We start from the raw sequence: 5,057 nt of genomic DNA on the forward strand, positions 1-5,057 counted from the left end.
TATACTGTTCTTCAGTTAGTTTCTGACATATAATTCTTACTCTAATTTTTGCTTCTTTTCCTAACAATACCTCGTTTTCTAAAAATAACTTATCCTCTAAACATTCTAATAACTCCATTTTTTGATTTGTTTCTACATCATATATGTTGGTATCGGATTTATAACGACTTATGAAATAAGCTCCTATTTCATTGATTTGTTTAAAAGAACTTGGCACAAAATAACCGAGATCAGATATTAGCAAATCATTGCTTAATATATTACTTAAATGTTTCCTATATCCCTGGTCTGATCTTACCCACTCCGTTAAATTAAGTTGGTCTATTATCTGATTCATGTAGTCGAAAACTAATTGTAACTTTATTCCAGACTTAGTATTGCTTTCATAGCCACTGTAGCTAGTACCATAACCTTTATACATCTCTTCCATACTGTTAGGTAGAGTAACATAGCTACTGTCCAATAATTTAACACTATTAAATTGCTGTAAGATTTTGCAATCAACTTGCAAGATATTTTTAAAGAGAATCACAGATTCATTATACATCCTTTTCATAAATTCCACTGCTTCTTCAGTAAATCTAAAATCCAAACCTTGTTTTGTTATATCTATCGAGTCCTCGTTTAGTAATTGACACATTGTTTCTACGCTACAATTATCAACTCCTATATTACCCAAGACCATGGCTTTTACGCATGATGAACCTTTTAGCTTTCTCTTTCTTTTTATAAACCTTGTTGTAATTGAGATTTCCTCTGCTTTTTCATTAAAAAATTCTTTGAGCTTTTTTGATAAGCAAGTTATTTTATTCATTGGTTCTCTCACTAAAAGTATATCTTGGAGAACTTATACCTTATTATTCTATCTCTTTCATACCTTTATTTCCTTAACTTGACGCTTATGCTTTTTTGAACATTCCAGGAAATGCAGAAAAAAATGTTCAACATTATATCAGGAGCCCTTGTCGTTTTAATCTGCACAGATTGCGAAGTTAAATGAAATAGCTTCACTGTTATGGTAAGGGCGCTGGCGAAGGGTGTCAAGCAAGTTTTTCGTTTCTATATGCGCTACCTTAAGACTTCAAGGTCTTAACGCACCTAACTCCATCTGCATATAAATTTGCATGGCTCTTTCCAGTATTAAGCAATGCAAATCCAATGTTGTCTACACTAGAGCGCAGTTCCCCTATTTCCTCATTATTTTCATTTGTCACTTTAGTGCCAATATCTGGAAGTGCGTTATCTCCATCAACAAGGTAAAGTTTTCTTCTGAATATTTCTTGTCTGCTCATTCGATTTACAACTTCCTGACCTATATAACACCCCTTATTAAAGCTTATACCGTTTACTTTATCGATTAAAAATTGCAGTGGAAATGATGAATTCTGCACCATATCTTTCGCTCCATCTGGAACGAGATTTTGAATTCTAACTTTTTCATACTGAGTAAAATCCCCAACCGGCTCTTTTATTTCATCTTTATGTATGATCCTCATTCCTAGCAGCTTGTGCCTTGGATCTTGAAAAATAACTTGTGACTTACCACTACACTCCGCCAACTTAGTATTAAACAAAACTCCAACCTTATATAGTGCGCTAACGTCTTTAATTTTCACTTTCAAATAAGTTTTAAGCAAATCCAGTTTCTCGATTATTTGCTGCAAGTGCATGTTTTCGCACTCCAAGAGGGTGTATTTACCATATTCAATAAGAAAAAAATCATATAGATATTTTCCCTGAGGGCTAAGCAATAAAGAGTAAATGGCTTTTTGGCTATCCAACTTATTAATATCATTGGTTATAATACCCTGCAGAAAATCTCTAGTGTCAGGCCCATATAGCACTATCACACCACGACTTAAAAATGGTATATAACTCATGAAATCTCTATAAATAAATCTAAATTTTATTATATAACATTAGGCTCTTTTAGAAACTGCTTTTGGCGTGCATATTTTATAATGGCGTGCATATTTTACAAGCTCCAGCCCTTGAAATCTAACTTACGAGTATATATATATAAACTTATAAGTTAATTTGTTGATGAGGAAAAACAAATGTCAAGTATAAGTTTAAACGTATTAGATGATAGCGTGCTGATCAAGCCTATTAGCGAAGAAAAGCAAGGTGGAATTGTGCTTCCATCAAGTGCTGAAAAGAAACCTACTAAAGGTGAAGTTATAGCAATTGGTGAAGGTTCACGCAATTCAAGTGGCGAACGCGTAACTTTAACTGTGAAAGCTGGTGATAAAGTGTTCTATCGCCAATGGGCTGGTACAGAAATAGAACATAATAATGAGAAGCTTATCGTGATGAAAGAGTCCGATATACTTGCTGTCATTAAGTAGCAGTCTTTATTTTACTAAACTGAAACAAAGCGCAACATAGCGCATTGTAAATGATTTTATTATAGTTTTCTAAATTTTTTATTAACAAGAGGTGATAAAAATGACTAATGTAGTAGTATCAGGTGAGCAGTTGCAAGAAGCCTTTCGTGAAGTTGCAGCAATAGTGGATTCAACGGTAGCAATAACTGCAGGACCTAGAGGAAAAACAGTAGGGATTAATAAGCCCTATGGAGCACCAGAAATTACAAAAGATGGTTATAAGGTGATGAAGGGTATCAAGCCTGAAAAACCATTAAACGCTGCGATAGCAAGCATCTTTGCACAAAGTTGTTCTCAATGTAACGATAAAGTTGGTGATGGTACAACAACGTGCTCAATACTAACTAGCAACATGATAATGGAAGCTTCAAAGTCAATTGCTGCTGGAAACGATCGTGTTGGTATTAAAAACGGAATACAGAAGGCAAAAGATGTAATATTAAAGGAAATTGCGTCAATGTCTCGTACAATTTCTCTAGAGAAAATAGACGAAGTGGCACAAGTTGCAATAATCTCTGCAAATGGTGATAAGGATATAGGTAACAGTATCGCTGATTCCGTGAAAAAAGTTGGAAAAGAGGGTGTAATAACTGTTGAAGAGAGTAAAGGTTCAAAAGAGTTAGAAGTTGAGCTGACTACTGGCATGCAATTTGATCGCGGTTATCTTTCTCCGTATTTTATTACAAATAATGAAAAAATGATCGTGGAGCTTGATAATCCTTATCTATTAATTACAGAGAAAAAATTAAATATTATTCAACCTTTACTTCCTATTCTTGAAGCTATTGTTAAATCTGGTAAACCTTTGGTTATTATTGCAGAGGATATCGAAGGTGAAGCATTAAGCACTTTAGTTATCAATAAATTGCGTGGTGGTTTAAAAGTTGCTGCAGTAAAAGCTCCAGGTTTTGGTGACAGAAGAAAGGAGATGCTCGAAGACATAGCAACTTTAACTGGTGCTAAGTACGTCATAAAAGATGAACTTGGAATCAAGATGGAAGATCTCACGCTTGATGATCTTGGTACGGCTAAAAATGTTAAAATTACTAAAGATAATACCACAGTTGTCAGCGAAAACAGCGATTCTGAAAGTGTGAAAGCTAGAATCGAGCAGATTAAATCTCAAATTGAAACTTCAACTTCTGATTATGATAAAGAAAAGCTAAGAGAACGTTTAGCGAAATTATCAGGTGGCGTTGCTGTGCTCAAAGTTGGTGGAGCAACTGAAGTGGAAGTTAAAGAACGTAGAGATAGAGTCGAAGATGCGCTGCATGCAACAAGAGCTGCAATTGAAGAAGGCATAGTTCCAGGTGGTGGAGTTGCGCTTCTTTATGCTTCATCTGTTCTCGACAAATTAAAAGGTGCAAGTGACGAAGAGCAAATAGGCATAAACATTATCAAGAAAGTTCTCAGTGCTCCAATTAGAAGGTTAGTTAAAAATGCTGGTCTTGAATCTGCTGTTATAATTGACTATTTGATTAAGCAGAATGATAAAGAGCTTATATACAACGTTGAGGCTATGAATTACGCTAATGCATTTACAGCTGGTGTGATTGATCCAGCAAAAGTGGTGCGTATTGCTTTTGAAACAGCGGTATCTGTTGCGAGTGTGCTGATAACTACCGAATCTATGATAGTTGATGTACCAAGCAAAGAAAATGCTTCATCTCCTATGGGTGCAGGAGAAATGAGTGGCATGGGTGGATTCTAAGTAGAATGAAACCGTGGAGCAATTGCTCCACGGTAGTTCCAAAAAATCTCACATTTTACTATTCGTTGAAGGTAATACGTTTGGTGCAGAAATGCACTACTGTTTGCATCCGTTTCACTTCTTTATATTGTGGTTGTCTAATGACAAAAAGGCAGCATAAGAAAACTATAACCCCTAGTATATTTATACTATAGCTGACCCAAGCAACACGTCATACCGCGATTCATTCCACAACTGTACGAACATTACAATATGGCACATAGTAAACGATGTCATGAAAGTAGCTGACACTGGAATGACACCCTTTTGGATGGAAACCAGTGTCACGCACTGGCATGACACCCATTTGTTCCTATAGTTGTCTTTTCTCGTCTACCTTATTTTGCCACTCTGCTGAACAGATATAGCACTTCTCGCAATAGTCCGAATAGGATAAGATATGTGCTTATGGCTATGGTAGATCAGTAGCATATTATGATCTGTTCGGATTATTGTAAAAAGAGCTATACTATCCAAGGAGGAACAATTTCTACATTGCTCGCCTGTATCGCTCTAAATGGTTTAGAAAGCTATTTAAAAGAAACAATGGCAGATCAGATAAGAAGCTATAGAAAAGAAAAACTTGGTAGATCATGTAGAGAAAAGGCAAAAAGATCACTCAGCATAATTACTTATGCCGATGACTTTGTGGTATTTCATGAAAGTAAGCAAATTGTCCTTAAGGCAGAGATTTTAATCAAGGAATGGTTAAAAACCATTGGATTAGAATTAAAGTCATCAAAGACAAAAATTTCTCATTCATTGAATCCTCTAAAGGAAAAAAAACCAGGCTTTGATTTTCTTGGATTTACAATACGACAGCATACAGTAAAACAAGGTAAGAAAACATACAAGTTATAGCACTTCTCGCAATAGTCCGAATAGGATAAGATATGTGCTTATGGCTATGGTAGAGCAGT

Annotated in this window: 6 protein-coding genes; 3 read left to right on the forward strand and 3 right to left on the reverse strand. The window is 35.4% G+C overall.

What is annotated here, in order from left to right:
- Positions 1-814: IS4 family transposase (locus OZD68_RS06195; protein ID WP_275008717.1), on the reverse strand; the 814-nt coding region annotated here is incomplete at its 3' end.
- Positions 815-1,073: 259 nt separating this feature from the next.
- Positions 1,074-1,880, reverse strand: a complete 807-nt coding sequence (gene ygfZ / locus OZD68_RS06200) for a CAF17-like 4Fe-4S cluster assembly/insertion protein YgfZ (protein WP_182309438.1) — start codon at positions 1,878-1,880, stop codon at positions 1,074-1,076.
- Between the two features lie 186 nt (positions 1,881-2,066).
- Between ygfZ and OZD68_RS06205 the strand changes: the two genes are divergently transcribed.
- Positions 2,067-2,348 carry a co-chaperone GroES gene (locus tag OZD68_RS06205; RefSeq protein WP_173862895.1) on the forward strand — a complete coding sequence of 94 codons (282 nt, stop codon included), beginning with the start codon at positions 2,067-2,069 and terminating at the stop codon, positions 2,346-2,348.
- A gap of 100 nt (positions 2,349-2,448) precedes the next feature.
- Positions 2,449-4,098, forward strand: a complete 1,650-nt coding sequence (groL, locus tag OZD68_RS06210) for a chaperonin GroEL (RefSeq protein ID WP_182309439.1) — start codon at positions 2,449-2,451, stop codon at positions 4,096-4,098.
- Positions 4,099-4,321: 223 nt separating this feature from the next.
- Here groL and OZD68_RS06215 read toward each other — a convergent pair whose 3' ends face one another.
- A complete protein-coding gene (locus tag OZD68_RS06215; protein WP_255703183.1) occupies positions 4,322-4,444 on the reverse strand; it encodes a hypothetical protein in 123 nt (40 codons plus the stop codon).
- A gap of 128 nt (positions 4,445-4,572) precedes the next feature.
- On the opposite strand from OZD68_RS06215, the gene OZD68_RS06220 reads away from it, so the two are divergent.
- Complete coding sequence (locus OZD68_RS06220; protein ID WP_182309440.1) at positions 4,573-4,998, forward strand: reverse transcriptase domain-containing protein; 426 nt, start codon at positions 4,573-4,575, stop codon at positions 4,996-4,998.
- Positions 4,999-5,057: the final 59 nt, after the last annotated feature.

The sequence above is a fragment of the Wolbachia endosymbiont of Drosophila bicornuta genome, assembly GCF_028982105.1.
In the GTDB taxonomy this organism is placed as follows: Bacteria; Pseudomonadota; Alphaproteobacteria; order Rickettsiales; family Anaplasmataceae; genus Wolbachia; species Wolbachia pipientis.